Annotated in this window: 24 protein-coding genes, 1 tRNA gene and 1 pseudogene; 4 read left to right on the top strand and 22 right to left on the bottom strand. The window is 58.7% G+C overall.

Annotation, left to right across the window (positions count from 1 at the left end):
* Nucleotides 1-53 precede the first annotated feature (53 nt).
* Entirely contained in the window at nt 54-2120 is a 2067-nt protein-coding gene (locus AC3ITY_RS10385; RefSeq protein WP_489310828.1) for an ATP-binding cassette domain-containing protein, read from the bottom strand.
* Between the two features lie 254 nt (nt 2121-2374).
* Here AC3ITY_RS10385 and AC3ITY_RS10380 point away from each other — a divergent pair, with 254 nt between their 5' ends.
* On the top strand, nt 2375-3031 hold the full coding sequence (locus tag AC3ITY_RS10380) for a metallophosphoesterase (protein WP_489308822.1): 657 nt from the start codon (nt 2375-2377) through the stop codon (nt 3029-3031).
* Between the two features lie 157 nt (nt 3032-3188).
* Here AC3ITY_RS10380 and istB read toward each other — a convergent pair whose 3' ends face one another.
* The 12 genes and pseudogenes from istB to thrS form a co-directional block, all read right to left on the bottom strand.
* On the bottom strand, nt 3189-3992 hold the full coding sequence (gene istB / locus AC3ITY_RS10375) for an IS21-like element helper ATPase IstB (RefSeq protein ID WP_489308820.1): 804 nt from the start codon (nt 3990-3992) through the stop codon (nt 3189-3191).
* Nucleotides 3985-5484 carry an IS21-like element ISPman1 family transposase gene (gene istA, locus AC3ITY_RS10370; RefSeq protein WP_489310826.1) on the bottom strand — a complete coding sequence of 500 codons (1500 nt, stop codon included), beginning with the start codon at nt 5482-5484 and terminating at the stop codon, nt 3985-3987. The genes istB and istA overlap by 8 nt, the downstream gene beginning before the upstream one ends.
* Before the next feature lie 114 nt (nt 5485-5598).
* A pseudogene (locus AC3ITY_RS10365) lies at nt 5599-6644 on the bottom strand (IS3 family transposase); the annotation flags it as partial.
* 1166 nt (nt 6645-7810) lie between these two features.
* Nucleotides 7811-7887, bottom strand: a tRNA-Pro gene (locus AC3ITY_RS10360).
* Between the two features lie 89 nt (nt 7888-7976).
* Complete coding sequence (locus AC3ITY_RS10355; RefSeq protein ID WP_003179985.1) at nt 7977-8333, bottom strand: MerR family transcriptional regulator; 357 nt, start codon at nt 8331-8333, stop codon at nt 7977-7979.
* Nucleotides 8314-8616, bottom strand: a complete 303-nt coding sequence (ihfA, locus tag AC3ITY_RS10350; RefSeq protein WP_002553164.1) for an integration host factor subunit alpha — start codon at nt 8614-8616, stop codon at nt 8314-8316. The genes AC3ITY_RS10355 and ihfA overlap by 20 nt, the downstream gene beginning before the upstream one ends.
* A gap of 3 nt (nt 8617-8619) precedes the next feature.
* Entirely contained in the window at nt 8620-10998 is a 2379-nt protein-coding gene (gene pheT / locus AC3ITY_RS10345) for a phenylalanine--tRNA ligase subunit beta (protein WP_489308818.1), read from the bottom strand.
* Nucleotides 10999-11024: 26 nt separating this feature from the next.
* Nucleotides 11025-12041 carry a phenylalanine--tRNA ligase subunit alpha gene (gene pheS, locus AC3ITY_RS10340; protein WP_007975711.1) on the bottom strand — a complete coding sequence of 339 codons (1017 nt, stop codon included), beginning with the start codon at nt 12039-12041 and terminating at the stop codon, nt 11025-11027.
* 109 nt (nt 12042-12150) lie between these two features.
* Nucleotides 12151-12507 carry a 50S ribosomal protein L20 gene (gene rplT, locus AC3ITY_RS10335; protein ID WP_007905879.1) on the bottom strand — a complete coding sequence of 119 codons (357 nt, stop codon included), beginning with the start codon at nt 12505-12507 and terminating at the stop codon, nt 12151-12153.
* Between the two features lie 28 nt (nt 12508-12535).
* Nucleotides 12536-12730: a 50S ribosomal protein L35 gene (rpmI, locus tag AC3ITY_RS10330; RefSeq protein ID WP_002553160.1), complete on the bottom strand. Its 195-nt coding sequence runs from the start codon at nt 12728-12730 to the stop codon at nt 12536-12538.
* Nucleotides 12731-12790: 60 nt separating this feature from the next.
* Nucleotides 12791-13342 carry a translation initiation factor IF-3 gene (gene infC, locus AC3ITY_RS10325; RefSeq protein WP_172668659.1) on the bottom strand — a complete coding sequence of 184 codons (552 nt, stop codon included), beginning with the start codon at nt 13340-13342 and terminating at the stop codon, nt 12791-12793.
* The gene (gene thrS, locus AC3ITY_RS10320) at nt 13342-15264 is read right to left on the bottom strand and encodes a threonine--tRNA ligase (RefSeq protein ID WP_223542927.1); all 1923 of its coding nucleotides are present in this window, start codon (nt 15262-15264) and stop codon (nt 13342-13344) included. The genes infC and thrS overlap by 1 nt, the downstream gene beginning before the upstream one ends.
* 383 nt (nt 15265-15647) lie before the next feature.
* On the opposite strand from thrS, the gene AC3ITY_RS10315 reads away from it, so the two are divergent.
* Complete coding sequence (locus AC3ITY_RS10315) at nt 15648-15947, top strand: hypothetical protein (protein ID WP_477783750.1); 300 nt, start codon at nt 15648-15650, stop codon at nt 15945-15947.
* A 291-nt stretch (nt 15948-16238) separates the two neighbouring features.
* On the top strand, nt 16239-16451 hold the full coding sequence (locus AC3ITY_RS10310) for a cold-shock protein (protein WP_003179963.1): 213 nt from the start codon (nt 16239-16241) through the stop codon (nt 16449-16451).
* A gap of 70 nt (nt 16452-16521) precedes the next feature.
* On the opposite strand, the gene AC3ITY_RS10305 is transcribed toward AC3ITY_RS10310, so the two are convergent.
* Nucleotides 16522-16842 (bottom strand): I78 family peptidase inhibitor, encoded by a 321-nt coding sequence (locus tag AC3ITY_RS10305; RefSeq protein ID WP_223454354.1) that lies wholly within the window; start codon nt 16840-16842, stop codon nt 16522-16524.
* Between the two features lie 433 nt (nt 16843-17275).
* Complete coding sequence (locus AC3ITY_RS10300; protein ID WP_150727144.1) at nt 17276-17581, bottom strand: hypothetical protein; 306 nt, start codon at nt 17579-17581, stop codon at nt 17276-17278.
* A gap of 132 nt (nt 17582-17713) precedes the next feature.
* On the opposite strand from AC3ITY_RS10300, the gene AC3ITY_RS10295 reads away from it, so the two are divergent.
* Nucleotides 17714-17905, top strand: a complete 192-nt coding sequence (locus AC3ITY_RS10295) for a hypothetical protein (RefSeq protein ID WP_046041585.1) — start codon at nt 17714-17716, stop codon at nt 17903-17905.
* Nucleotides 17906-17948: 43 nt separating this feature from the next.
* Here the strand turns inward: AC3ITY_RS10295 and AC3ITY_RS10290 are convergent, their stop codons facing one another.
* From AC3ITY_RS10290 to AC3ITY_RS10260, 7 genes are all read right to left on the bottom strand, one after another.
* A complete protein-coding gene (locus AC3ITY_RS10290) occupies nt 17949-18926 on the bottom strand; it encodes a nucleoside hydrolase (RefSeq protein WP_223454352.1) in 978 nt (325 codons plus the stop codon).
* Nucleotides 18927-19020: 94 nt separating this feature from the next.
* On the bottom strand, nt 19021-19425 hold the full coding sequence (gene rbsD, locus AC3ITY_RS10285) for a D-ribose pyranase (protein WP_223454350.1): 405 nt from the start codon (nt 19423-19425) through the stop codon (nt 19021-19023).
* The gene (gene rbsK / locus AC3ITY_RS10280) at nt 19422-20339 is read right to left on the bottom strand and encodes a ribokinase (RefSeq protein WP_489308813.1); all 918 of its coding nucleotides are present in this window, start codon (nt 20337-20339) and stop codon (nt 19422-19424) included. Before rbsK ends, rbsD begins: the two co-directional genes overlap by 4 nt.
* 91 nt (nt 20340-20430) lie before the next feature.
* Nucleotides 20431-21450, bottom strand: coding sequence for a LacI family DNA-binding transcriptional regulator (locus AC3ITY_RS10275; protein WP_489308811.1), 1020 nt, complete (start codon nt 21448-21450; stop codon nt 20431-20433).
* Nucleotides 21451-21453: 3 nt separating this feature from the next.
* Complete coding sequence (locus AC3ITY_RS10270; RefSeq protein ID WP_150752675.1) at nt 21454-22431, bottom strand: ABC transporter permease; 978 nt, start codon at nt 22429-22431, stop codon at nt 21454-21456.
* Nucleotides 22428-23981 (bottom strand): sugar ABC transporter ATP-binding protein, encoded by a 1554-nt coding sequence (locus AC3ITY_RS10265; protein ID WP_223454344.1) that lies wholly within the window; start codon nt 23979-23981, stop codon nt 22428-22430. Before AC3ITY_RS10265 ends, AC3ITY_RS10270 begins: the two co-directional genes overlap by 4 nt.
* A gap of 55 nt (nt 23982-24036) precedes the next feature.
* Nucleotides 24037-24993 (bottom strand): sugar ABC transporter substrate-binding protein, encoded by a 957-nt coding sequence (locus AC3ITY_RS10260; protein WP_223454342.1) that lies wholly within the window; start codon nt 24991-24993, stop codon nt 24037-24039.
* Nucleotides 24994-25058 lie beyond the last annotated feature (65 nt).

Raw genomic sequence — 25058 nt, 5'->3', positions numbered from 1 at the left:
AGCAGCGCAGCCGCGCCAAGCGTACGAGTAAAGTTTTTCTTCACAATGGATTCTCACTGTTGATTGTGCAGGTGATCTTGCTTGCGCAAGCTCGATTGAATGATTCGGTCCGGTATCAGCGCGCAGAGCACGATCGCCACGCCGGCGAGCATGCCTTCGCCGCCCTTGATGTTGCGCAGCGCCGTCATCACGTCGTAACCCAGGCCGCCGGCGCCGATCAACGCGGCCACCACCACCATCGACAGGCTCATGACGATGGTCTGATTGATCCCCAGTAACAGCGAGCGACGGGCCAATGGCAGCTGCACCTTGATCAGCGTTTGCCAGGGGCTGGCACCGTGGGCGACGGCTGCTTCGACGGCGTCCTTGGGCACTTCCTGAATGCCCAGCGAAGTCAGGCGGATCATCGGCGCCAGGGCAAAGATCACCGTGGCGATCACCGCCGGGGTCTTGCCGACCGAGAAGAACGCCACGGCCGGAATCAGGTAAACGAAGGTCGGCAGCGTCTGCATGACATCCAGCAACGGCGTGATCACCCGGCGTACCAGTGGCCGCTTGGCCAGGAGGATGCCGGTGGGCACGCCGATGACCAGGGCGATCAGCACCGAAGAGCCGACCAGCGCCAGGGTGGCGATGGTGCGTTCCCAGAAGCCGAACAGGCCGATGTACAACAAGGCCGCGCCGCTGGTCAGCGCCAATGCCAGGCCTGCCGAACGCCAGGCGAGGAACACCACCGCCAGCGCCGACACCGGCCAGGGCAGCCAGCCGAGCAGGTTTTCGATGCCTTCGATGACCGTGCGCACGGCCACGATCACGCCGACGAAGGCGCCTTCGAAAGTCACCTGGGACCAGCCGATGAATTGGTCGATGCTGTCCGCTGCCAGCAATAGCAATTGGCGGTTTTCAGGAAATTGCAGCAGCGCGTGGGTGGTGTCCGGGGTGATGACACGCCAGATCACCAAGGCCTGGCTGACCAGCAGCAGCGACAGAGGCAAACCCCAACCTGTCGCTTCGTGCCGCACGGGATGGCGGGTCAGCGAGAGCACGGTGTAGCGGCTGGCGGCGAACACGACCACGGCGGCGAGCACAGCCAGCCATGACGCGCTGACAATGCCTTGACCCAGGATTGCCAGCGCGGCGAGTTCGGCGGCGAAGGTCAGCCAGAACGCCCCGCCCTTGCCTTGCGCCGCCAGGGCTGCCGGCCCCAGCAAGAGCGATTGCCAGCGGGACAGGTTGCGGCTGGCGGATTGCTCGCGAGGCTGGCGTTGCGGCGCTTGGGTGCGAACGGTGTCAGTGCTTTGCAGTGGTGCTGACGCGGGCCTGCAATCGCGGAAAAAATCGGCGACTTCGGCATCGGCGGGCTGTTCGAGCAATTGATCAGGCGTGCCCAACTGCACCAGCCGCCCTTGACGCAATACCGCAATGCGGTCAGCCAAGCGGATGGCTTCCACCGGGTCGTGGGTCACCAGCAAGGTGCTGATTCCACGTTCACGCGCCAGGTTAAGGAAGTGAGTTTGCAGATCGCGGCGAATGGTCGGGTCCAGCGCGCTGAACGGCTCATCCATCAACAGAATGTCGGGTTTGGTTACCAGCGCGCGGGCGAATCCCACGCGCTGCTGCATGCCGCCCGACAATTCATGGGGATAGTGATCGCCCCAGCCGTCCAGGCCGACTGCCTGCAATTGCTCGGCGGCGGCCGCGTGGCGAACGGGCTCGGGTTCACCGCGCAGTTCAAGGGGCAGTGCGACGTTGTCCAGAATCGTGCGATGCGGCAGCAGACCGAAATGCTGGAAGACCATGCCGATACGCCGCGACCTGAGCGAGCGCAGGGCCTGGTTGCTCAAGCCGCTGATGGCTTGTCCGTCGATCAACACTTCACCGCTGGTAGGCTCGATCAAGCGGTTGATATGGCGCAGCAACGTCGACTTGCCGCTGCCGGACGTCCCCATCAGGCACAGCACTTCACCGCGACGCACTTTCAGGCTGACGTTACTGACCGCGGGCGCTGCGGCCTCACCTTTGCGCACGTAGGCCTTGGTGATGTCGCGCAGTTCGAGCACGACATCGCTGTCATTGACGGGGTCGTCGGATCGTGACGGGAAACTTTGCGAAGACTCGATCCGGTCAGTCGACAAAGCGGTTTGAATGATGGTCACAGGAGCTCCCGGCCCAGGGTAGGAAATCGGCCAAGCGCCAGGTTTTGAACGCAGCGCTCTCAAGAACGCATAAAGCTAATCGATCTTAAAAAAGTTAAATAAATATCTTTTTGGAATTAGCTTAGGCTTCGCGGGCTTGATGAATGCAGACCTGTGAGGTTTTGCGAGATACAGTTGGGCATCGACTTTCCAGCACTCCACACACAAGGAATTGAGCCGTGCGCATTGCCTTGCTGTCCGACCTCCACTTGTCCGTCAATTTGATGCCTTTCCCCGACGTTCAGGCCGATATCGTCGTGCTTGCCGGCGACATCGCCCGGCCGGCCAGGGCCATCGAATGGGCCCGGGCCTGCCCTGCCCCGATCCTGTATGTGACGGGCAATCATGAGTTTTATGGGAGCGATCTGGCCTCGACCTATGAACAGCTGAACAGCCTGGCGCAGGGCACCGGGATTCGGGTTCTGGAGCGCTCGGAGCATAGGCAGGATGGCGTGCGTTTTCTGGGCTGCACCCTGTGGTCGGACTATCGGTTGTTCGATGATCCTCAGGAGCGGGCGCGAGGGGTTGATCTGGCGAAACAGCTGATGCGCGACTTCACTCACATTCGGGTTTCGCCGGACTTTCCCGACCTGTTTACCCCGGCGCTGTCCCAGCTGATTTTCCTGCAAACCGTCGCCTGGCTGGACGACTGCTTCCGCCGGGACAGCACCACTCCGACCGTGGTAATTTCCCACTTCGCCCCGACCCGGTCGAGCATCAGCCCTCAATTTGCCGGCTCGCCGATCAACGCCAGTTTCGTTTCAGACCTGGAAGAACGGATCAGGGAATGGCAGCCGGCGCTGTGGCTGCATGGGCATACCCATTGTCGGCGCTGATTGAAAACTGACCCACCCTGCCGATTGAAAATTGACCCAGGGCGGATTGCTGATTTGGCATCAGCAATTGTGGATAAGCTTAGCAGTCGTGTCCCGGTGGAAGAGGCATTAAAGCCCCACCGCATGTGGGCATGCGGCAGGGTATTTTCGGTGCGGATCAAAACAGCTCATCGTCCTCGGCACCATCATTGTCTTTGCGCTTTCGTTCACGTGATTTGATCTTGGTCTGGGCGACCAAGCTGCTGTGTTGCAGGCGGTAGGACTCGTTGCCCGTTTCGACGATGTGGCAGTGGTGTGTCAGCCGATCCAGCAACGCCGTTGTAATCTTGGCGTCACCAAACACGCTCGACCATTCCGAGAAGCTGAGGTTGGTGGTGATCACCACGCTGGTGTGCTCGTACAGCTTGGACAGCAAATGAAATAACAGGGCACCACCGCTCTGGCTGAAGGGCAAATACCCCAGTTCATCGAGTATCACCAGGTCTGTTCGTAGCAGCCCTTGAGCGATGCGGCCCGTCTTGCCGTCGTACTTTTCGCGCTCCAGCAGATTGACCAGATCCACCGTGGAGTAGAAGCGCACGCGTTTGTGATGCGTCGTGATCCCGGAAACGGCCAAGGCGGTGGCGAGGTGTGTTTTGCCTGTTCCAGGCCCGCCGATGAACACGACATTCTGCGCGGTATCGGTGAACTCCAGGTTGGACAGATCCCTGATCAGGCGGGCATCTGCGCTGGAAGCGCTGAAGTCGAAGCCGGCCAAATCACGATGCATGGGCAGTTTGGCCATGTTCATCTGATGATTCACTGAGCGCACTGCTCGATCTGCATGTTCTTGTTGAAGCAGATGTTCGAGCAGCCATTTCGAGGATGCCGTCGAAGCTTCTCCTTGCGAGGCTAGTTCCTCCCAGGCGCTGGCCATGCCATGCAGACGCAGTTCTTTGAGTTCCGCCATAAGATCACGCATTGCGAGTCTCCTCATCGGTGGTACGGAGCCGGTCGTAGCGTGCCGTATTGGCGACAGGCGCTATCTTGAGTTGAAGGCTGGTTTCGGCGGACGGAGGGGCTGCTGTCGATGTCAGTCGAGCCAGGACATTCAGGATGTGGTCAGCACTCAAGCTGCCGGATTCAAGTACCAACTCCACAGCCACCAATACGGCGTCGAGCCCGGCGATGGGAACAGCCGCCAGTACTTGAGTCACGACTCGATCACCATTGGTGTGCCGCCTCAGACCGCGTTTTAGCAGTTGCAACGGCTTCGGCAGATCGGCAAACGGAGCGCCATTGCGCAGCGCACCGGGCTTGCGTTCGATGAGCGGGATGTAATGCTGCCAGTCAAAACTGACCTGATCTCGATCAAACAGGCGCTCGTGACTGGCAATCATCGTTTCATCGGCGATGACCACCACCCGTGTGGGATACAAACGGCTGCTGACCCACTGACCGACCCGCTCACACGGCATCGAGTAGCGATTTCGCGCCACGCTGATCAGGCAGGTGCTGGAGACCCGTACGGTGCGCTCGACGTAGCCATCAAAGGCAGTCGGCATCGGCATCAATTCGGCGCGTTCCAGCTCCAGGACGTCCGCCACTGTCAGCCCGTTGTACTGCGGGTGCACCAGTTCGTCCCAGAGCGCACGGCAGCGTTGGCCGAGCCAGGCATTCAATTCCTCGAAGGTATGGAACATGCAGTTTTGAGCATCGAGCCAGATGCGCCGTCGGCTGTCTTGAACGTTCTTTTCAACGATGCCTTTTTCCCAGCCGGAGGCCACGTTGCAGAAGTCCGGATCGAATAGGTAGTGGGCACACATGACGGCAAACCGGGCATTGACTGTGCGGCCTTTGCCTTTGTTGACCTTGTCGACAGCCGTTTTCATATTGTCGTAGATGCCGCGACGCGGCACCCCACCTAACGCGCCAAACGAGCGGGTATGGGCGTCGAACAACATCTCGTGGCCTTGGCTGGGATACGCAACCAACCAAAATGCGCGACTGGCGCACAGCTTCATATGGGAGACCTGGATGCGTCGGAACAGGCCGCCGATCAGCAGACCTTCTTCGCTCCAGTCGAATTGAAAGGCCTCCCCGAGTGCAAAGGTCAGCGGCACAAAGGCCCGTAAAGACTTGCCTTGCTCGCCGCGCCACGCACGGATGAAGGCGGTGAGCTGGCTGTAGCCGCCGTCGTAGCCCTCGGCCTTGATCTGTTCGAAGAGTGCTTTGGCACTCCTGCGGTTGTGCTTTGCCCGAAACGAATCGGCCTTGAGCGCCAGCTCCAGCGTCTCGTGAAATGGACTGAGTTTGTTGAAGGTTGCGCACCGTTGGTACGCCGGCTGGGTGGCTTCGGGTGCTCTGACCCATTTTCGAATGGTGTTTCTCGACAGTCCGGTACGCTTGGCTATCTGATGCAGCGAGAGCTTGTCGCGGAAGTACATCCGCCGGATTTTTCCCAACATTTCCATGCTGATCACCCTGTGTTCTCCTGCTCGAAAAGTGAGCAGAAGCAGTTGAACACCTGGGTCAGTTTTCAGTCGGCAGAACAGCCTTTACTGGGTCAGTTTTCGGTCAGCGGCAACACGCTGGGCTTCTTGAGTCGTTCTGTAGCCCGTGGGCGGTATCCATTCTGTTTTCAAGCTGCGGAACACGCGCTCCATCGGCGCGTTGTCCCAGCAATTTCCCCGCCGGCTCATGCTCTGGCGCATGCGATAACGCCACAGCCGCTGGCGAAAGAGTCGGCTTGCATATTGCGATCCCTGGTCCGAGTGGAATAGCAGATCCGAAGGCCTGCCACGCTGCTCATAAGCCATATCCAGCGCCTTGATCACCAGCTCAGCGTCCGGCTTTTCCGACAACGCCCAGCCCACGATCCGGCGTGTGCAAAGATCCAGCACGACAGCCAGGTAATGCCACTTTCCTTGCGCCCAAATGTAGGTGATGTCGCCGCACCACACTTGGTTGGGTGCCGGAACATCGAACTCCCGATTCAAGATGTTCGGGATATCCAACCGTTCAACTGTCGCTCGTTTATAGGCATGTGATCCGGGCTGTTTGCTTACTAAATCAAGCTCGCGCATCAGGCTGCGCACTTTGAATCGACCGAGCTGCTCACCGTCGTCACGCATCAGCGACAGGATGCTGCGGCTGCCCGAAGCACTGCGACTTTGCGAGAACAGCTCGCTCACCCGGCTGCGCAATCGAAGCCGTTCGACATCAGGTGTTCGGCGCCTAAGGCGCTGGGCGTAGTAACACGAGCGAGTGACATCAAACACCTTGCACAGCCAATCAATCGGCTCATGGACGCTCAGCTGATTGATCAGCGCGTACGCTCGTGATCTTCCGACATCAAGAGCGCGGTAGCCTTTTTTAATATCGATTTTTCCCGTTCAAGGCGGGCAATCCGGGCTTCCAGCTCCTGGATTTTCTGCTGTTCCGGAGTCAGCGCTTTGCTCTGTGGAGTGACGCCTTGGCGCTCCTGCTGAACCTGATCAACCCAGCGGCGCAGGGCCGACTCGCCGACGCCGAGTGAACGGCTGGCTTCGATGTAGCTGTAGTTTTGCTTGAGCACGAGGTCGGCAGCCTCGCGTTTGAATTCAGCGGAAAAGACACGGCGTTGTTTGGTCATCTGACACCTCGATCTGGCGAGCATTCTCGCCTAAATGGGTGTCCGGTTTCATTAGACCACTACAACTAAGATCAACGAAGGTGAGCACCAAGGTTGGCTTAGCAAGAGTGTGTGGGAATGGATCAACGCACGGCTTTAACGTTGTCCGTACATCTTCGTGTTACGCACTCGTTGCTTGTTCAAGCTATCCAGCGCCCTGAACAACGAAGCTTTAGAATCGGCCCTTTCCGTAAATCCGAATCGGTAGATTTTATTTGTATCTGAGATGATGACCGTTTCGGTATGGAAGATTGAATCCCCCCAGCCGACCAGCTTACCCAGATCAGGCTGGATCAAATTGTGGCGCTCGGCGATCTCTCGCCACTATTCGCCCTTTTCGTGCATGTGGCGTGCAAGCGTCAACGGAACCGGCGACGCTGTTTCCATCCCTAAATATTTGGCGGTGTCTTGCCACATACGCTCCCAAAGGTAAATGTCGCCGCTGACCACGTCGAAAGCCTCGCCACGAACTCGCTGAGCGCAGCCCTGGCTCATGGCTGCAAACCGGCGCCCGTGAATTGCAGTAGCTGGCCGTAGGCCTAATCGGTGCCGGGGAATCGCATCGGGATACTTAGCGCATGGGACAGCTCGGCGAAGACACTGATGACCATCGCAATATTCATCGGGTTGCCGTAGATATCCCCGACCATGAGATCAGGATGCTACGCCACATAATCCCAACGGCTATGCTCGGCACGCTTTCTCAGTTGGGATTCCTGAGCGACGTACAGGTTCGGTGGCGTATACCCCGCATCTCTCTCCCGTGCAGGCGTGCGAACCTCGCCCCAAGGTGGGAGCCGTAAATGTTGAAGCCCTAATAGATGACCACGCGCCGCAACATAGAATTGGCTTGCTCCAGTCCGTCGAGCACGTTGGCCAACATGGCGGCGTTGCGACTGGCTTCCACCACCAGATTCCCTCCGACTGCCTGATGAGCCGCCAGCTAGGTCCATCTCTGCCCTCCATCACCAAACTTCCTCGGGGGAGCATTGGCACACCGAAATCTTGCGCCCATCTCCTCCCCAAGAGGTGAGGATTCCACCGAAAGCCGGCCGTTTTGTAGGGGTAAAAACAACCAAACATAAAAAGGGGTCGCGAGATAAAATCTCGCAACCCCTTGAATTATATGGTCGGGACGGAGTGATTCGAACACTCGACCCCTAGCACCCCATGCTAGTGCGCTACCGGACTGCGCTACGCCCCGACTAGGCGTGAAACTCATCCCTCATCTCGAGGAACGCTCAAGAATATATCGCAAGCTTTTGAAAACTGGAAGTATTTAAAAGCAGGAATTTATTTCTTGAGTACCACCAGAACATCTTCGAGCTCGGCGATCATCTGGCGGATCATTTGCTTGTATTGGGTGGTGTCGTCTTTGGCTTCATCGCCGGACAAGCGCAGGCGCGCTCCGCCGATGGTGAACCCCTGATCGTAAAGAAGCGCGCGGATCTGCCGGATCATCAGCACGTCCTGGCGCTGATAATACCGGCGGTTTCCGCGGCGTTTGACAGGGTTGAGTTGAGGAAACTCCTGCTCCCAGTAGCGCAGCACGTGTGGTTTTACCGCACACAGCTCGCTGACTTCACCAATGGTGAAGTAGCGTTTGCCCGGGATGACGGGGAGCTCGTCGTTATGACTTGGTTCCAGCATAAGCCTCAACTCGGGCCTTCAACTTCTGCCCTGGACGAAAGGTGACCACACGGCGAGCCGTGATCGGGATTTCTTCCCCCGTTTTCGGATTGCGGCCAGGCCGCTGGCGTTTGTCCCGAAGGTCGAAATTGCCGAAACCGGACAATTTGACTTGTTCGTTGTCTTCAAGAGCGTGCCTGATTTCTTCAAAAAACAGTTCGACCAATTCCTTGGCCTCCCGTTTGTTCAGGCCCAGCTCTTCATACAGACGTTCCGCCATCTCAGCTTTCGTCAGAGCCCCCATACGTCACTTCCTTAACGTGGCGTTCAACCTTTGTTCGAGCGAGGTGAGGATGTTTTGCGTTGCGGTATTCACCTCATCGTCATTAAGAGTGCGCGATGGATGCTGCCAGGTCAAGCCGACTGCAAGGCTTTTTCTATCAGGATCAATGCCTTTACCCTGATACACGTCAAATAGCCTGAGGTCTGTCAGCCATTCGCCTGCATTTTCACGGATTACATCCAGTACAGCCGTGGCTGCAACGTCTTTGTGCGCAATCAGTGCAAGGTCACGACGCACTTCAGGAAAGCGCGATAACTCGTGGAATTTTGGCATTTTGCCCGACGCGACTTCCGCCAGAACCAGCTCGAAGACGAAGACCGGACGGTCGAGACCGAGGGTTTTCGACAATTCGGGGTGGATCGCGCCAATGAAGCCGACCAGACGACCGTCACGCTCGATGCGCGCGGTTTGACCCGGGTGCAGCGCTGGGTGCTTGCCCGGCACGAAAGTGAACGCATCCAGGGCACCGGCGAAGCCCAGAACCGCTTCAACGTCGGCCTTGACGTCGAAGAAGTCGACGGTATCGCGACCCTGCGCCCAGCCTTCCGGCAGGCGACTACCGCAAACAACACCCGCCAACATCGGCTCTTGCTTCAGACCTTCAAGCTGGCCAACGAAACGCAGGCCGCTTTCGAACAGACGCACGCGATCCTGCTGACGGTTCAGGTTGTGCTGAAGCGCCTTGACCAGACCTGGCCACAACGACGAACGCATGGCAGCCATGTCATTGGAGATCGGATTGGCCAGCAGCAACGGCTCAACACCCGGATTAAACAGCTCGAACTGTTTCGGATCGATGAAGCTGTAGGTAATTGCTTCCTGATAACCACGGGCAACCAGCAGGCGGCGCAGTTCAGGCAGGTCGCTACGGGCTTCTGCCTTGGCTTGCGGCGCCAGACGCGCTTGCGGATAACGGACCGGCAAACGGTTGTAGCCGTACAGGCGTGCCAGCTCTTCGATCAGGTCGACTTCCAGGCTGATATCGAAGCGATGGCTCGGTACGTCTACACGCCACTGCCCTGCCCCGTCGGCAGTAATGGTCAGGCCCAAGGCATTGAGCAGACGCTCCACTTCGACCGAATCCATTTCCATACCCAGCATCTGGGTAATGCGCTGGGCACGCAGGGTGATCGGAGCAATTTTCGGCAGGTGCTGTTCGCTGACGGTCTCGATGATCGGACCCGCTTCACCACCGGTGATTTCCAACAGCAAGCCAGTCGCGCGCTCCATGGCTTCGCGGGCCAGTTGCCAGTCCACACCGCGCTCATAGCGATGCGATGCATCGGTGTGCAGGCCATAGGAACGGGCCTTGCCTGCTACGGCGATCTGGTCGAAGAAGGCGCTTTCCAGGAACACATCGCGTGTGGTCGCGGAAACACCGCTGTGCTCGCCACCCATGACGCCGGCGATTGCCAGTGCGCGGGAATGGTCGGCAATCACCAGCGTATCGCTACGCAGGCTGACTTCCTGACCGTCGAGCAGCACCAGTTTCTCGCCGTCTTCGGCCATGCGCACACGGATGCCACCGTTGATTTCGGCGAGATCGAAGGCGTGCAGCGGCTGACCCAGCTCCAGCATCACGTAGTTGGTGATGTCGACGGCAGCATCGATGCTGCGCACATCTGCACGACGCAGGCGCTCAACCATCCACAGCGGCGTAGGCTTGGACAGGTCGACGTTACGAATCACACGACCGAGGTAGCGCGGGCATGCGGCGGGCGCCAGCACTTCTACCGAACGCACTTCATCGTGGGCGGCAGGAACCGAGGCCACGACCGGACGGACCACCGCAGCGGCGTACAGTGCACCGACTTCACGGGCCAGACCGGCCAGGGACAGGCAGTCACCACGGTTCGGGGTCAGATCGACCTCGATGCTGGCGTCTTCCAGGTCCAGATAAACGCGGAAATCCTTACCTACCGGCGCATCGACCGGCAGCTCCATCAGACCGTCATGACCTTCACCGACCTGCAGCTCGGATTGTGAGCACAGCATGCCGTTGGACTCAACGCCCCGCAGCTTGGCCTTCTTGATCTTGAAGTCGCCTGGCAGCTCTGCGCCGATCATGGCGAAAGGAATCTTCAGGCCCGGGCGCACGTTTGGCGCACCGCAAACAACCTGGAAGGTTTCCGAACCGTTGCTGACCTGGCACACGCGCAGTTTGTCGGCGTCCGGGTGCTGCTCGGTGCTCAGCACCTCGCCAACGACCACGCCACTGAAAACACCGGCGGCCGGCGTAACGCTATCGACCTCAAGACCGGCCATCGACAGACGAGCAACCAGCTCGTCGCGACTTACCTGCGGGCTAACCCAGCCACGCAGCCATTGTTCACTGAATTTCATCCTGCTCTCCTAAGAATTCGTTACGACTAGCGAAATTGCGCGAGGAACCGCAAGTCGTTGTCGAAGAACAGACGCAAGTCGTTCACGCCGTAACGCAGCATGGCCAGACGCTCTACGCCCATGCCGAAGGCAAAGCCCGAGAACTCTTCCGGGTCGATCCCGGACATGCGCAGCACGTTCGGGTGAACCATGCCGCAGCCCATCACTTCCAGCCAGCCGGTCTGCTTGCAGACGCGGCAGCCTTTACCGCTGCACATCACGCATTCCATATCGACTTCAGCGGATGGCTCGGTGAACGGGAAGTACGAAGGACGGAAACGCACCGCCAGTTCCTTTTCGAAGAACACCCGCAGGAACTCTTCGATGGTGCCTTTGAGGTCGGCGAAATTGATGTCGCGATCGATCAGCAAGCCTTCGACCTGGTGGAACATCGGCGAGTGGGTGATATCGGAGTCGCTGCGGTATACACGGCCTGGACAGACGATGCGGATCGGCGGCTGTTTCGACTCCATGGTGCGGACCTGTACCGGCGAGGTATGGGTGCGCAACAGCATGTTCGCATTGAAATAGAAGGTGTCATGCATCGACCGGGCCGGGTGATGGCCTGGGATGTTGAGCGCTTCGAAGTTGTGATAGTCGTCTTCGACCTCCGGGCCTTCGGCGATGCCGTAGCCAATACGGGTGAAGAACTGTTCGACGCGTTCCAGAGTGCGGGTAACCGGATGCAGACCACCGGAGGTCTGACCACGGCCAGGCAGGGTCACGTCAATGGACTCGGCAGAGAGTTTGGCAGCCAGATCGGCTTCTTCAAACAATGCCTTGCGCGCATTAAGGACCTCTGTGACACGCTCCTTGGCAACGTTGATCAGCGCACCGACCTGCGGACGCTCTTCTGCCGGCAAATTCCCCAGGGTCTTCATCACCTGAGTCAATTCACCCTTCTTGCCAAGGTAGTGAACCCGGATTTGCTCCAGGGCATTGATATCTTCAGCGCTTTGCACAGCCTCTAGTGCTTGAGAGACGAGCGCATCCAGGTTTTCCATGTACAGACTCCAGATACAAAATAGGGGAAGAGCTTGAAGGCTCTTCCCCTATTTATGACGTTTAACACCTGGCCCCACAGATGCGAGGCCGGGTGACTGTCGGGGGTACTTAAGCCAAGGTGGCTTTAGCTTTCTCGACAATCGCAGCAAACGCCGCTTTTTCGTTCACTGCCAGATCAGCCAGAACCTTACGGTCGATCTCGATGGACGCTTTTTTCAGGCCGGCGATGAAACGGCTGTAGGACAGACCGTTGATACGCGCACCAGCGTTGATACGAGCGATCCACAGAGCGCGGAACTGACGTTTTTTCTGACGACGGTCACGGTAGGCGTATTGGCCTGCCTTGATTACCGCTTGCTTGGCAACACGGAATACGCGGGAGCGTGCGCCGTAGTAGCCTTTAGCAAGTTTCAGAATTTTTTTGTGACGCTTACGGGCAATGACGCCACGCTTTACACGAGCCATGAGTTACTTCCTCTATTCTTGACTAAAATTAACGAAGGCGCAGCATGCGCTCGACTTTTGCCACGTCAGACGGATGCAGCAAGCTGCTACCGCGCAGTTGACGCTTACGCTTGGTCGACATTTTGGTCAGGATGTGGCTCTTGAAAGCGTGCTTGTGCTTGATACCGTTAGCAGTTTTCAGAAACCGCTTAGCAGCACCACTTTTGGTCTTCATTTTTGGCATGTTCGGATACTCCGCATTCAGTTGATAAACATAATCAGAAGGCCTGCCGTGCCCTGTTGATTACTTCTTCTTTTTCGGGGCGATGACCATGATCAGCTGGCGTCCTTCCATCTTAGGATGCTGTTCGACCGAACCGTACTCGAGCAAGTCACCTTCAACTCGCTTGAGGAGTTCCATCCCCAGCTCCTGGTGGGCCATCTCACGGCCGCGGAATCGCAAGGATACCTTGGCCCTGTCCCCATCACTCAGGAAACGTACCAGGTTGCGCAGTTTTACCTGGTAATCCCCTTCCTCCGTCCCTGGACGAAACTTGATTTCTTTAACCTGAATCTGCTTCTGGTTTTTCTTGGCCGCAGCAACCTGCTTCTTCTTTTCGAAGATCGACTTGCCGTAGTCCATCAGTTTGCAAACAGGGGGTACTGCATCGGCGGAAATCTCCACCAGATCCAGCTTGGCCTCTTCAGCCTTAAGAAGCGCGTCTTCAATTGACACAATCCCAAGCTGTTCACCTTCAGCCCCAATTAACCGAACCTCGCGTGCCGAGATATTCTCGTTGATCGGGGCTTTCGGTGCAGCTCGTTTATCTTGTCTCATTTCACGCTTAATAATAATTACTCCGAATCTGGGCGACCACGCCGGGAAACCGCTTGCGCGAGAAACTCAGCGAACTGGGCGACGGGCATCGAGCCCAGGTCAGCACCTTCACGAGTACGCACAGCGACAGTCTGCATCTCGACTTCCCGATCTCCGATAACCAAGAGATAAGGAACCTTGAGCAAAGTATGCTCGCGGATTTTAAAGCCGATCTTTTCATTTCTCAAGTCAGACTTGGCACGAAATCCGCTTTCGCTGAGGGTTTTTTCAACTTCAGCGGCAAAATCGGCCTGTTTATCAGTGATATTCATCACCACTGCCTGGGTCGGCGCCAGCCACGCAGGGAATGCACCCTCGTAGTGCTCGATCAGAATTCCGACGAAACGTTCGAAGGACCCCAGGATCGCCCGGTGCAACATGACCGGGTGCTTGCGGCTGTTGTCTTCGGAGACGTATTCGGCTCCCAGACGGACAGGCAGGTTAAAATCGAGCTGCAGGGTACCACACTGCCAGACGCGACCGAGGCAATCTTTCAGCGAGAACTCGATCTTCGGACCGTAGAACGCACCCTCGCCCGGCTGCAGATCGTACGGCAGGCCCGCACTATCAAGGGCTGCGGCCAGCGCAGCTTCGGCGCGATCCCAAAGTTCGTCGGAACCTACGCGTTTTTCCGGACGAGTGGACAGCTTCATCTCGACATCTTTAAAGCCGAAATCGGCGTAGACGTCCATGGTCAGCTTGATAAACGCGGCGGACTCGGCCTGCATCTGCTCTTCGGTGCAGAAGATGTGGGCGTCGTCCTGGGTGAATGCGCGCACACGCATGATGCCGTGCAAGGCACCCGATGGCTCGTTACGGTGGCATGCACCAAACTCAGCCAGGCGCATCGGCAACTCGCGGTAGCTTTTCAGGCCCTGGTTGAACACCTGCACGTGGCAAGGGCAGTTCATTGGCTTGATCGCGTAGTCGCGGTTTTCCGACTGGGTGGTGAACATGTTGTCGGCGTAGTTGGCCCAGTGCCCGGATTTCTCCCACAGGCTGCGGTCAACGACTTGCGGCGTCTTGATTTCCAGGTAGCCGTTGTCGCGCTGAACCTTGCGCATGTACTGCTCGAGCACCTGGTACAAAGTCCAGCCGTTCGGGTGCCAGAACACCATGCCCGGCGACTCTTCCTGGGTGTGGAACAGGCCCAGGCGCTTGCCGATCTTGCGGTGGTCGCGCTTTTCGGCTTCTTCAATGCGCTGGATGTAAGCCGCCAGTTGCTTCTTGTCCGCCCATGCGGTGCCGTAGACGCGCTGCAATTGCTCGTTCTTGGCATCGCCACGCCAGTAGGCGCCGGACAGCTTGGTCAGCTTGAAGGATTTCAGGAAGCGGGTGTTCGGCACGTGCGGACCGCGGCACATGTCGACGTATTCTTCGTGATAGTACAGGCCCATGGCCTGCTCGTTCGGCATGTCTTCGACCAGGCGCAACTTGTAGTCTTCGCCACGGGCCTTGAACACTTCGATCACTTCGGCGCGCGGAGTGACTTTCTTGATCACGTCGTAATCTTTCTCGATCAGCTGCTGCATGCGCTGTTCGATGGCGGCCAGGTCGTCCGGGGTGAAAGGACGCTCGAAGGCGATGTCGTAATAAAAACCTTCGTCGATGACCGGACCGATGACCATCTTGGCGGTCGGGTACAACTGCTTGACCGCATGGCCAACCAGGTGGGCGCAAGAGTGGCGAATGATCTCCAGCCCCTCTTCATCCTTTGGCGTGATGATTTGCAGCGACGCGTCGCTGTCGATGATGTCGCTGGCGTCGACCAGCCTGCCATCGACCTTGCCGGCGACGGTGGCCTTGGCCAGGCCAGCACCGATGGATGCGGCGACCTCGGCTACGGAAACCGGGTGATCGAATGAACGTTGACTACCGTCGGGAAGAGTAATAGTTGGCATGGCGCCTCCTCTCCTAGTGGTGACCCCTACCAAAGGTCACGTGGGTTGGGATGAGCCAGTACAAGATCCGGTCCAGGCCATTCAATGACGAACGCCTGCCTTACAGCGGCAGGAGCCTTGCGGCCAACCGGAAAACCGAACCAGAGTGACTGGGATTCAAATCAGGGTTAATCGCGCATCTGCTGCTACCGGGACTGAAGGCCCATCGGAGCCTGCAAACGCCCGAGCGGGGCATGCTAGCACAGATGAACGGTTGTCGACTTGCACGCATTCAGGCCGTGAAGATTTCCTCACTTTTCAGGCCCGGAGTGAACTTGAGATATACGAGCCACCTCAAATTGACTGAGAATCGCCACAGATATCGACCCCAAGGAGTTCCAGTCATGCGCCTTATCCGTCTTTTTGCTATCGCTGCCCCGCTAGCCTTGCTGCTGCCACTGAGCGCCCACGCTGCCTGGCCAGCAGGCTTGAAAGCCAAATACATGACAGATTGCTCAGAGGCGGCCAGCAAAAGCATCAACCCGTCCGAAGCACAGAAGCACTGCGCGTGCGGCGCCGACGTCCTGGAGAAGAAATTCACCACGCAAGAGATCGCGCAACTGATGGACCCGAAAACACCGCCATCAAACGAATTGGCGCAGCGCGCACTGACCGAAATCTCGGTGTGCAAAGCCAAGAAATAACGCATTCAAGTAGAGATTTTGAAGGTTCGAAGGCCAAAATCAGCCGAAAAACTGCTGATTCACATAATTTATGCAGCTTTTATGGCTTTTTTTAATCGCTCTTTTTTAGGCGAAAAGCCGCTTAAACCGGGGCCTTCAGCCATTTGGCGCAACGAAAAGTGTGCGATAGAAGAGCAAACAGCTCGCCCGGGGGGCTCCCAAAGCGAACATTTCGACTATGATACTCGGGTGTGCCCAGTTGGCCTGAGCAGCACAGTACTACTGAAAATATATGTTTCTTGGAGATACACCATGTCTAATCGCCAAACCGGCACCGTTAAATGGTTCAACGATGAAAAAGGCTTCGGCTTCATCACTCCTCAAGGTGGCGGTGACGACCTGTTCGTACACTTCAAAGCTATCGAAAGCGACGGTTTCAAAAGCCTGAAAGAAGGCCAGACTGTTTCCTTCGTGGCTGAGAAAGGCCAAAAGGGTATGCAAGCTGCTCAAGTTCGCCCAGAGTAATTTCCAGGCGCACTAAAAAAACCCCGTCCATGTGACGGGGTTTTTTATGGCTGAAACAAAAGCCGGGCGATCAGCCGCAGTTGACGCGGGTCACTACCCGGCTGGCATCGGTGTTCAGGTTCAGGCGATCGGAACGGTACTCCAGCGTCACCATATCGGTTGGCAGCAGGAACCGTGCACTTTGCGCCCCTGCGCGGGTACGCGCCTGCTCAAGCAGCTGCGGCGATGCCTGTTTACCGATGGTGAACTCGGCAGCCTTTGCCTCACAGCGACTGTGACCCGTGTCAGTCGTCGCAACATCCGTTGTTGCCGGCTCCGTAGAGGTAGTGCTGCAACCGGCCAGCATGGCAACGGCCAACAAAGTACCCAATGACGCGAGCTTCCAAGGCATGAAGCCTCCTTATTCAATGATTAAGCTGAGATCGTGCGACAACCAGACTGGCGTTTGGTTTCACAGGGAGCACTAGGGGGCGTTCTCAATTAGTTTCCCTACCGCGCCGGGTCTGCTGTTGTGCAGGGCAAGGCGTGAGAAGCGCAGTTTGGTCATTCCAAATCAGCTTCGAGCAACACAGCCCTGCACAACAGCAGGCCCGGCCCTTCGGGTTGTGCCTTAAAGCTGGCCATGCTGCGTTGCAGGCCTTGGAAAGGGAACAACCATTCCCAGCGGCCTACGCCTTGCCTGGCCAGCTTTAAGGCGACAACGCGGTGGGGAAACTAATTGAGAACGCCCCCTAGCACCCTGCCCATGATCCGGACGAGCCGCGATTCTGCCTGAGCGCCGCCCTCCCCTTAATCATTGAATCGTGACTGAATATGAAAAACGTTCAATAGATGTCGATATAGTCGAAAGGCGGATTGGGCCAGTTCTCTTTCAAGGCATTGAAGATTTGCATGACCCAGACTTCATCGCTGGCCGCGACCCGCCCGACGTAGCCTGAGCCCTTGGCCCAGGTTTCAAGACGAAACAACAACCCGTCGATATCGGTGCCGCCCACGACACCCGAGGAGATGTAGGCAATGCCTCCTTTGGTGACCCGCAACTGGGTGTGCTCATCGTCGCTGGCGCCGGCCAGCAACTGACGCACCGCCTCAAGGGTCAGGCCATCCGGGGAGTTCAAATCGATCTGCACAGCGCGTTCCTTGAATATTCGTCAGAGGCCAAGTGTCGCACAGCCCTCCTTTCATGCCTAAGTCGACGTGTCAAAAGCCCCGCAAAATGGTTAACTCGGCACTCAGACTTCCCCGACCTCACGAGCGCCATCATGACCACCGTAAGCATCGACGCTGACATCAAGGCCAAGTGGCAAGACGGCCACAGCTCCTACAGCCCAAGCAGCACGGAAGAGCTCGCCATTATCGGTATCGACCTGCTGGTCAGGGACCTTGGAACCGAAGCCGCCCAATCGTTCATCGAGCAGATCTTCGAGAAACATCTTTCGGACCAAAAGACCTAAGCGGTTAGCGCGAAGGAGTGAAACCACCTGCGGGAGATGATGCTTATTTCAGGCGGGCCAGGCGCTCGGTCAGCAGATCGAAGAAGCCCTGGGCATCACCGCTTTCAACCCAAAAGGCGTTCTTTGGCGCTTTCAAGCCGTCATACCAGTCGACGATGGTTTGTCCAAAGGTCGGTCCTTCGCGGCTGTCGACCACCACGTTGACCGAGCGACCGCTGAACAACTGCGGCTTGAGCAGGTAAGCGACAACCGTGGCGTCATGCACCGGGCCGCCCGCAATGCCGTAGTGTTCCATGTCGCCTTTGATGTATTCATTGAGAATGTCGCCCACCAGACGGCTGGCGTTGTTGTTCAACGCGGCAATCTGGTTCAGGCGCGCTTCGCTGGTAAGGATCTTGTGGGTCACATCCAGCGGCAGGTAGGTCAGCTTCACGCCACTGTTGAGCACCACTTCGGCCGCTTGCGGGTCGGCGAACAGGTTGAACTCGGCCACCGGTGTGATGTTGCCGCCGTTGAAGTGCGCGCCGCCCATGACCACCACTTCCTTGATGCCCTGAACGATACCCGGCTCCTGGATCAGCGCCATGGCCAGGTTGGTCTGTGGGCCTAGCATGGCGATGGTAATGCTGTGAGGCCTGGCCGATTTCAGGGTATCAATCAGGTAGGTGATGGCGCTGCCCTTGGCCAGGCCTTGCCTGGGCTCATGCACGGCAATGCCCGACAACCCTTCCTTGCCATGAATGTCCTCGGCGTAGATGGGTGTGCGCATCAGGGGCTTGGGCGCCCCCGCATAGACCGGAACCTCTTCGCGCCCCGCCCACTCCCGGGCCAGTCGCGCATTGCGCGAGGTCTTGTCCAGGCGAACGTTGCCCGCAACGGTGGTCAATGCGCGGACATTCAGCTCGTCCGGCGATGCCAGGGCGAACAACAGGGCAACGACGTCGTCAGCCCCCGGATCGGTGTCGATGATCAAGTCGATCTTTGGTGCCGCCTGGGCGTTGGTTGCGGTAATCAGGGACAAAAGCAGCAGGCTCCGGAGCAGTGGGTGCAGTTTCTGAGCATAGCGATACGGGGCGCACTCCTTGTGCCGGGGACATCAAAACGCGGACAGCCAGTCAAAACGTAACGCCGGCGACCAGCACAATGTTGCAGTACGGCTGGCACTCGCCTGTACGAACTATCGCCCTCGCTTGTCGGCTCAGGACCTTGAATTGTTCATGGGTGAGCACCTCACGCCGACCCAACGCGCCGTCACCGTTCAGCTCCTCCAGCGCGACCAGGGCCGACGGCTTTTTATCGAAGATTTCCTGAGCCAGCACATGGCTTTCGACCTGCATCTCGCTGAGCACGACCTTCAAGGTGCTGACAAAATCCGGAATGCCATGGGTCAAGGCCAGGTCGATCAATTCAACGCCCGGTGGAACCGGCAGCCCCGCATCCCCGATGACGACCCTGTCGCCATGCCCCAATGAAGCGATCAGCCGTGACAGCGCAATGTTGAGCAGGGGTGTCTTTTTCATGGGATTTTAAACGCCTGTACATCGCTCAAGGCGGGAATCGACGGTTGCGCGCCGGCACGGGTGACCGACAGCGCCGCGGCCACCTGTCCGAAGCGGATCGCCTGCGCCTCATCGTTACCCGCGGCCAAGGCCGCCGCGAAGCCGCCGACGAACGTATCGCCGGCCGCCGTGGTATCGACAGCCTTTACCGCGGGCGCGGGGAAATGTTCGAAGCGTAGGCCATCGGCAAACAGCGAACCTTGCGCACCGAGGGTGATGATCACCTTGCCGGCGCCCAGGGCAATCAGGCGGGTCGCCGCGGCTTGTGCGGTTTCCAGGGAGTCTACCGACAGACCGCTCAGGGCCGACGCTTCGCTTTCGTTGGGAATCAGGTAATCGATAGACGCGTACCAGTCCGCTGGCAGCGGACGGCTGGCCGGTGCCGGGTTGAGGATGACCGTCTTGCCCAGCTCGCGGCCGCGCTTGAGCGCATGACCAACAGAAGCATCGGGCACTTCCAGCTGACAGATGAGCACGTCCGCCGCGCGTATCACCGAATCAAAACGGTCAATGGCTTCAGCGGTCAATGCACCGTTGGCACCGGGGACGATCACGATGGTGTTCTGACTGCTGTCATCGACCACAATCAACGCCACGCCGCTGGAACCCTCAACGGTACTGACCGCCTGACAATCGATCTGCTCGGCCAACAGCGCCCCGCGCAACGCCTCACCATAAGCGTCACTGCCCACGCACCCGATCATCGACACCTGGGCTCCCAGCCGCGCCGCAGCCACGGCCTGATTGGCGCCCTTGCCGCCGGAGACGGTGGTAAACGACTGACCAATCAGCGTTTCACCGCCCTTGGGCAAGCGTGGTGCCCGGGTCACCAGGTCCATGTTCAAACTGCCTATTACCACTACTTTTGCTGGCATACATTGCTACTCATCGATTCTGTTTCGGCGGCGCTGTGGGTTCAGCGGCTTTCTGTTTTCAACGGCTCTCTGTTTTCAACGGCTTTTTGTTTCAACGGAATTGGGCAAACACGCCGGCCAGCGGCGCCGTCGATTCGCGCATGACGATACTCGGCGTCACGATCCGCTGATCGGTCGCCAGGCCCGGCGTGGCGATTCGCCGTAAAAGCACTTCGGCGGCCATTTCGCCGAGCTGCAGGATCGATTGCCCGACCGTGGTCAACGACGGGTAGACATACCGACTCATCTGGATATCGTCGAAGCCGATCACCGACAACTCGCTCGGTACGCGAATATTGCGCTCGGCGGCGGCCCGTAGCACGCCGATGCCGATCATGTCGTTGGCCGCAAAAATGGCGCTAGGCGGATTGCTTTCCAGCAAAATCGCGGCGGCGCTGTAACCGCCGGTGCTGGTGAAATCGCTTTCCAGCATGCGCCCGGGAGAGACTTCGACGCCCGCCTCCTCCAAGGCCCGGCGATAACCCGCCAGACGCATCTGCGCCACACTGGTGTTTTCCGGCCCGCTGATCGTGGCGATATCCCGGTGTCCCAACTCCAGCAGATGCCGGGTCGCCAGATACGCGCCGTATTCATGGTCTATGCGCACCAGGTCCGCATCGACACCGTCCAGTCCGCGGTCGACGATCACCATGGGTGTGCGGACGCCTTTCAGGCCTTGTGCCAAGCCACTGTCGCCACCGGCCGAGGCGACAATCAGGCCGTCGATGCGTTTTTCCAGCAGCACACGCAGGTAACTGCGCTGCTTGTCCGGATTGTCGTCGGAGTTGCACAGGATGACGCAGTAACCGTTTCGCTCGCAGTAATCCTCGATACCTCGGGCCAGTTCGGCGAAATACGGGTTGAGGCTGTTGGGCACCAACAGGCCGATGGTCGCCGTGGTCTTGGCCTTGAGCGAACGGGCCACGGCGCTGGGGACGTAGTCGAGGGTCTGGATTGCCGCCTCGACCTTGATCCGGACTTCTTCACTGACCGGGCGGGTCTTGTTCACCACATGGGACACCGTGGTGTAGGAAATGCCGGCAAGGGCTGCCACATCTTTGATAGTCGCCATGACTCAGGTCCGCCGGCTTGCGCGTTGACTGCGATAAGTATCCAGCACCACCGCCACCACGATCACCGCGCCGGTAATGATGCGTTTGGTCGGCTCGGTTGCCCCGATCTGCGCCAGCCCCGCGGCCAGCACGGAAATAATCAGGACGCCAAAAAACGTGCTGATCACCGAACCGCGCCCGCCCATCAGGCTGGTCCCGCCGATCACGACGGCTGCGATCACCTGCAACTCAAGGCCGGAGCCAGCATTCGGGTCGGCGGCTTCCAGGCGAGAAATCTGGAACAACGCGGCAATACCGGCCAGCAACCCCATCAGGCTGAAGACCAGGATTTTGTAAGGCTTCGGATTGATCCCCGCCAGTCGCACGGCCTCTTCGTTGGTGCCGATACCGATCAGGTAGCGACCGAACACCGTGCGGGTCAACACGGCCTGGGCGATGAAAATGATCAGCAACGCAATGATGAACGACGGTGAAATGCCGAAGGCGATCGGATTGGACAACCAGGCGAACGCATCGCCGATATAGGCCGTACGCGAACCGGTCATCTGGTACGCCACCCCGCGAGCCATTTCCAGCACGCCCAGGGACACGATGAACGACGGAATCCGCCACGCCACAGTGATCGAGCCAGTGATGGTACCGGCGAGCGCCGCGACGGCCATGCCGAGTAGCGCCGCCGGCAGCACGCCCCAGCCCCAGCCAAGAATCGCCACGCTCACGGTCGAGGCCGCCAGCGCCAGCACCGAGCCTACCGACAGGTCGATGCCTCCGATGATCAACACAAAGGTCATGCCGACCGCCAGCACCATCAGGTCCGGAATCTGGTTGGCCAGGGTGCTGAAAGTATCGTAGGACAGGAAGTGACTGCTCAGCACCGAGAACAGCACGATCATCGCCAACAAGGCACCCGCCAGGCCCAGATAGGTGCCCAGGCCGTAGAAGTTGCCACTGCGTGTGCCGGCGAAAGAAGCGGTTTTCATGGAAGATCCCTAGGCGCGGCTTCAAAGAGCTGCGCATCACGTTTTTGGTAGCCGGCGAAAGCAGCGGCGAGCAACTCATCCTGGGTCCAGCTGTCGCGATCGAATGTATCGATCAGGCTTCCTGCCGACAGCACACCGATCCGGTCGCAGATCAGCATCAGCTCGCGCAAGTCGCTGGAAACCACCACCAGCGCCTTGCCCTGGCGAGTCAACTCGCCGAGCAGGTTGTAGATATCGAACTTGGCGCCGACGTCGATGCCGCGGGTCGGCTCGTCGAACAGCAGCACCGAGCAATCGCGCTCCAGCCAACGGCCGATGACGACCTTCTGCTGATTGCCGCCGGACAGCTCGGACACCAGCTGTGCCGGACCGGAACTGCGAATGCGCATGGCGTCGATCTGACGCTGGGCCAGGGCGCTTTCGCCATCGTTGTCGACAAACCCCGCACTGGAGATGCCGGGCATGTTGCCCAAGGCGATATTGGCGCTGATCGACTGCGTCAACAAAAGACCTTCACCCTTGCGATCTTCAGTGATCAACGCGATGCCATACCCGACCGCATCCACCGGCGAACGCACATTGATGACCTGCGCCGGCGCCCCCAGGGCAATCGTGCCGCTGTCGGCGATATCGGCACCGAAGATCAGACGCAGCAATTCGGTGCGCCCCGCGCCGATCAAACCGGAAATGCCGAAAATCTCTCCGGCACGGACTTCGAACGACACGTCGCGAACCTTGTCGGCACGGCTCAGGCCCTTGACCGTCAACGCCGGAGCGCCGATCTTGCGCGCCCCCAAATCGATGTGTTCGCCAAGCTCGCGACCGACCATCAGCGTGACCAGTTGCTCGCTGTTGTAGTTGGCCATCGGCTCGACACAAACCAGGTTGCCATCGCGCAGCACGGCAATGCGTTGCGCGACTCGCGCAAGTTCTTCGAGGCGATGGGAGATATAGATGATCGATACGCCGCGCGCCTGCAGGCGGGTGATCTGCTCGAACAGCATTTCGACTTCGCGTGCAGTGAGCATCGCGGTCGGCTCGTCGAGAATCAGCACATGACAATCGCCAATCAGGTTGCGGGCGATCTCGACCATTTGCTGGTGGCCGATACCCAGTTCGCCGACCAGAGTATCCGGGTCAATGGCGTCGAGCCCGACATGCGCCATGGCCTCGATGGCAGCCTTGCGCAACTGCTTGCGACTGATCCAGCCGCCTTTGCTGGGCAGGTTGTCGAGAAACAGGTTTTCCGCCACCGACAAGGTCGGCAGCAGATTGAGCTCCTGCATGACCATGCGGATACCCAGCGCTTCAGCCTGAGCCCGACTACCCGGACGATAGTCCTGCCCCTGAAACTGCATCTGGCCGGCGGTCGGCGTGACCAGCCCGCCAATAATCTTCGAAAGCGTGCTTTTGCCTGCACCGTTCTCGCCGGTCAACGCCAGCACTTCCCCGCGCATGAGCGTCAGGTCGATGCCGGCCAGGACCGGTTGGGCGTAGGTCTTGCCGATACCGCTGACCGAGAGGACAGCGTTCGGAGTGCAAACTGACATAAAAACTCTCCATGCGCTCGTCCGGCTGGACGAGCGCCGTTGCGTCGCCAGAAGGCTACTTGGTGACCAGCTCTACCGGCGTTTCGATCACGCCATTGGCGCCGCCGTCGACCTGCTCGCCCTTGAGAATCTTCAATGCAGTCTCGATGCCGAACACCGCCTGTTTGGCCGCAAACTGGTCCGCGGTGGCCAGCACGCGACCATCCTTGAGCATTGGCTGGATGGCATTGATATTGTCGTAGCCGACCACCTGCACCTTGCCGGCCTTGCCTGCGGCGCGCACCGCAGACACCGCACCGACCGCCATGCTGTCGTTGCCGGCCAACAGGGCCTTGGTTTGCGGGTATTCGCTGAGAATCGATGCAGCTACCTTGTTGCCCTTGTCGATCTCCCAGTCGCCGGATTGCAGGGACACGACCTTGATCTGCGCCGCCTCCATCGCATCCTTGAAACCTGCGGTCCGCTGCTGGGCATTGGTGGTGGTGGACACACCTTCGACGATGCCGACTTCGTCACCGGCCTTCAGCTGTTTGGCCAGGTAATCCCCCACCAGCCGTGCGCCCTTGCGGTTGTCCGGGCCTACGAACGGAACATTGATGTTTTTGCTTTTGACCACGGCGGGGTCCAGCTGGTTGTCGATGTTGATCACGGTGATACCGGCATCGATGGCTTTCTTGATCACCGGGACCATGGCCTTGGAGTCTGCCGGCGCGATCACCAGTGCGTTGACCTTGGCCAGGATCATTTGCTCGACGATGCGCGTCTGGCCTGCGGTGTCGGTTTCATCCTTGATGCCGTTGGAGATGAGCTCGAATTCGCCGGAGTGATCTTTCTGGTAGGCCTTGGCGCCGTCTTCCATGGTCAGGAAGAACTCGTTGGCCAGGGATTTCATGACCAGTGCGACTTTCGGCTTTTCAGCGGTTTCAGCAAAAGCCGAAGAGACAGGCAATGCAGCGGATGCGGCAGCCAGCATAGCGACAGCGAGAAGACGTCCAGCGAATGGCAGCTTCATGGGTTCACTCCGATCTTATGATTATTGTGAGCAACGCTTGCGCTGGCGTAAGCTTCACGACCCAC

The sequence above is a fragment of the Pseudomonas sp. GL_091 genome (assembly GCF_057837725.1).
The sequence above is the reverse complement of the archived record's forward strand: the minus strand, read 5'-3'. Positions and strand labels throughout refer to the sequence as shown.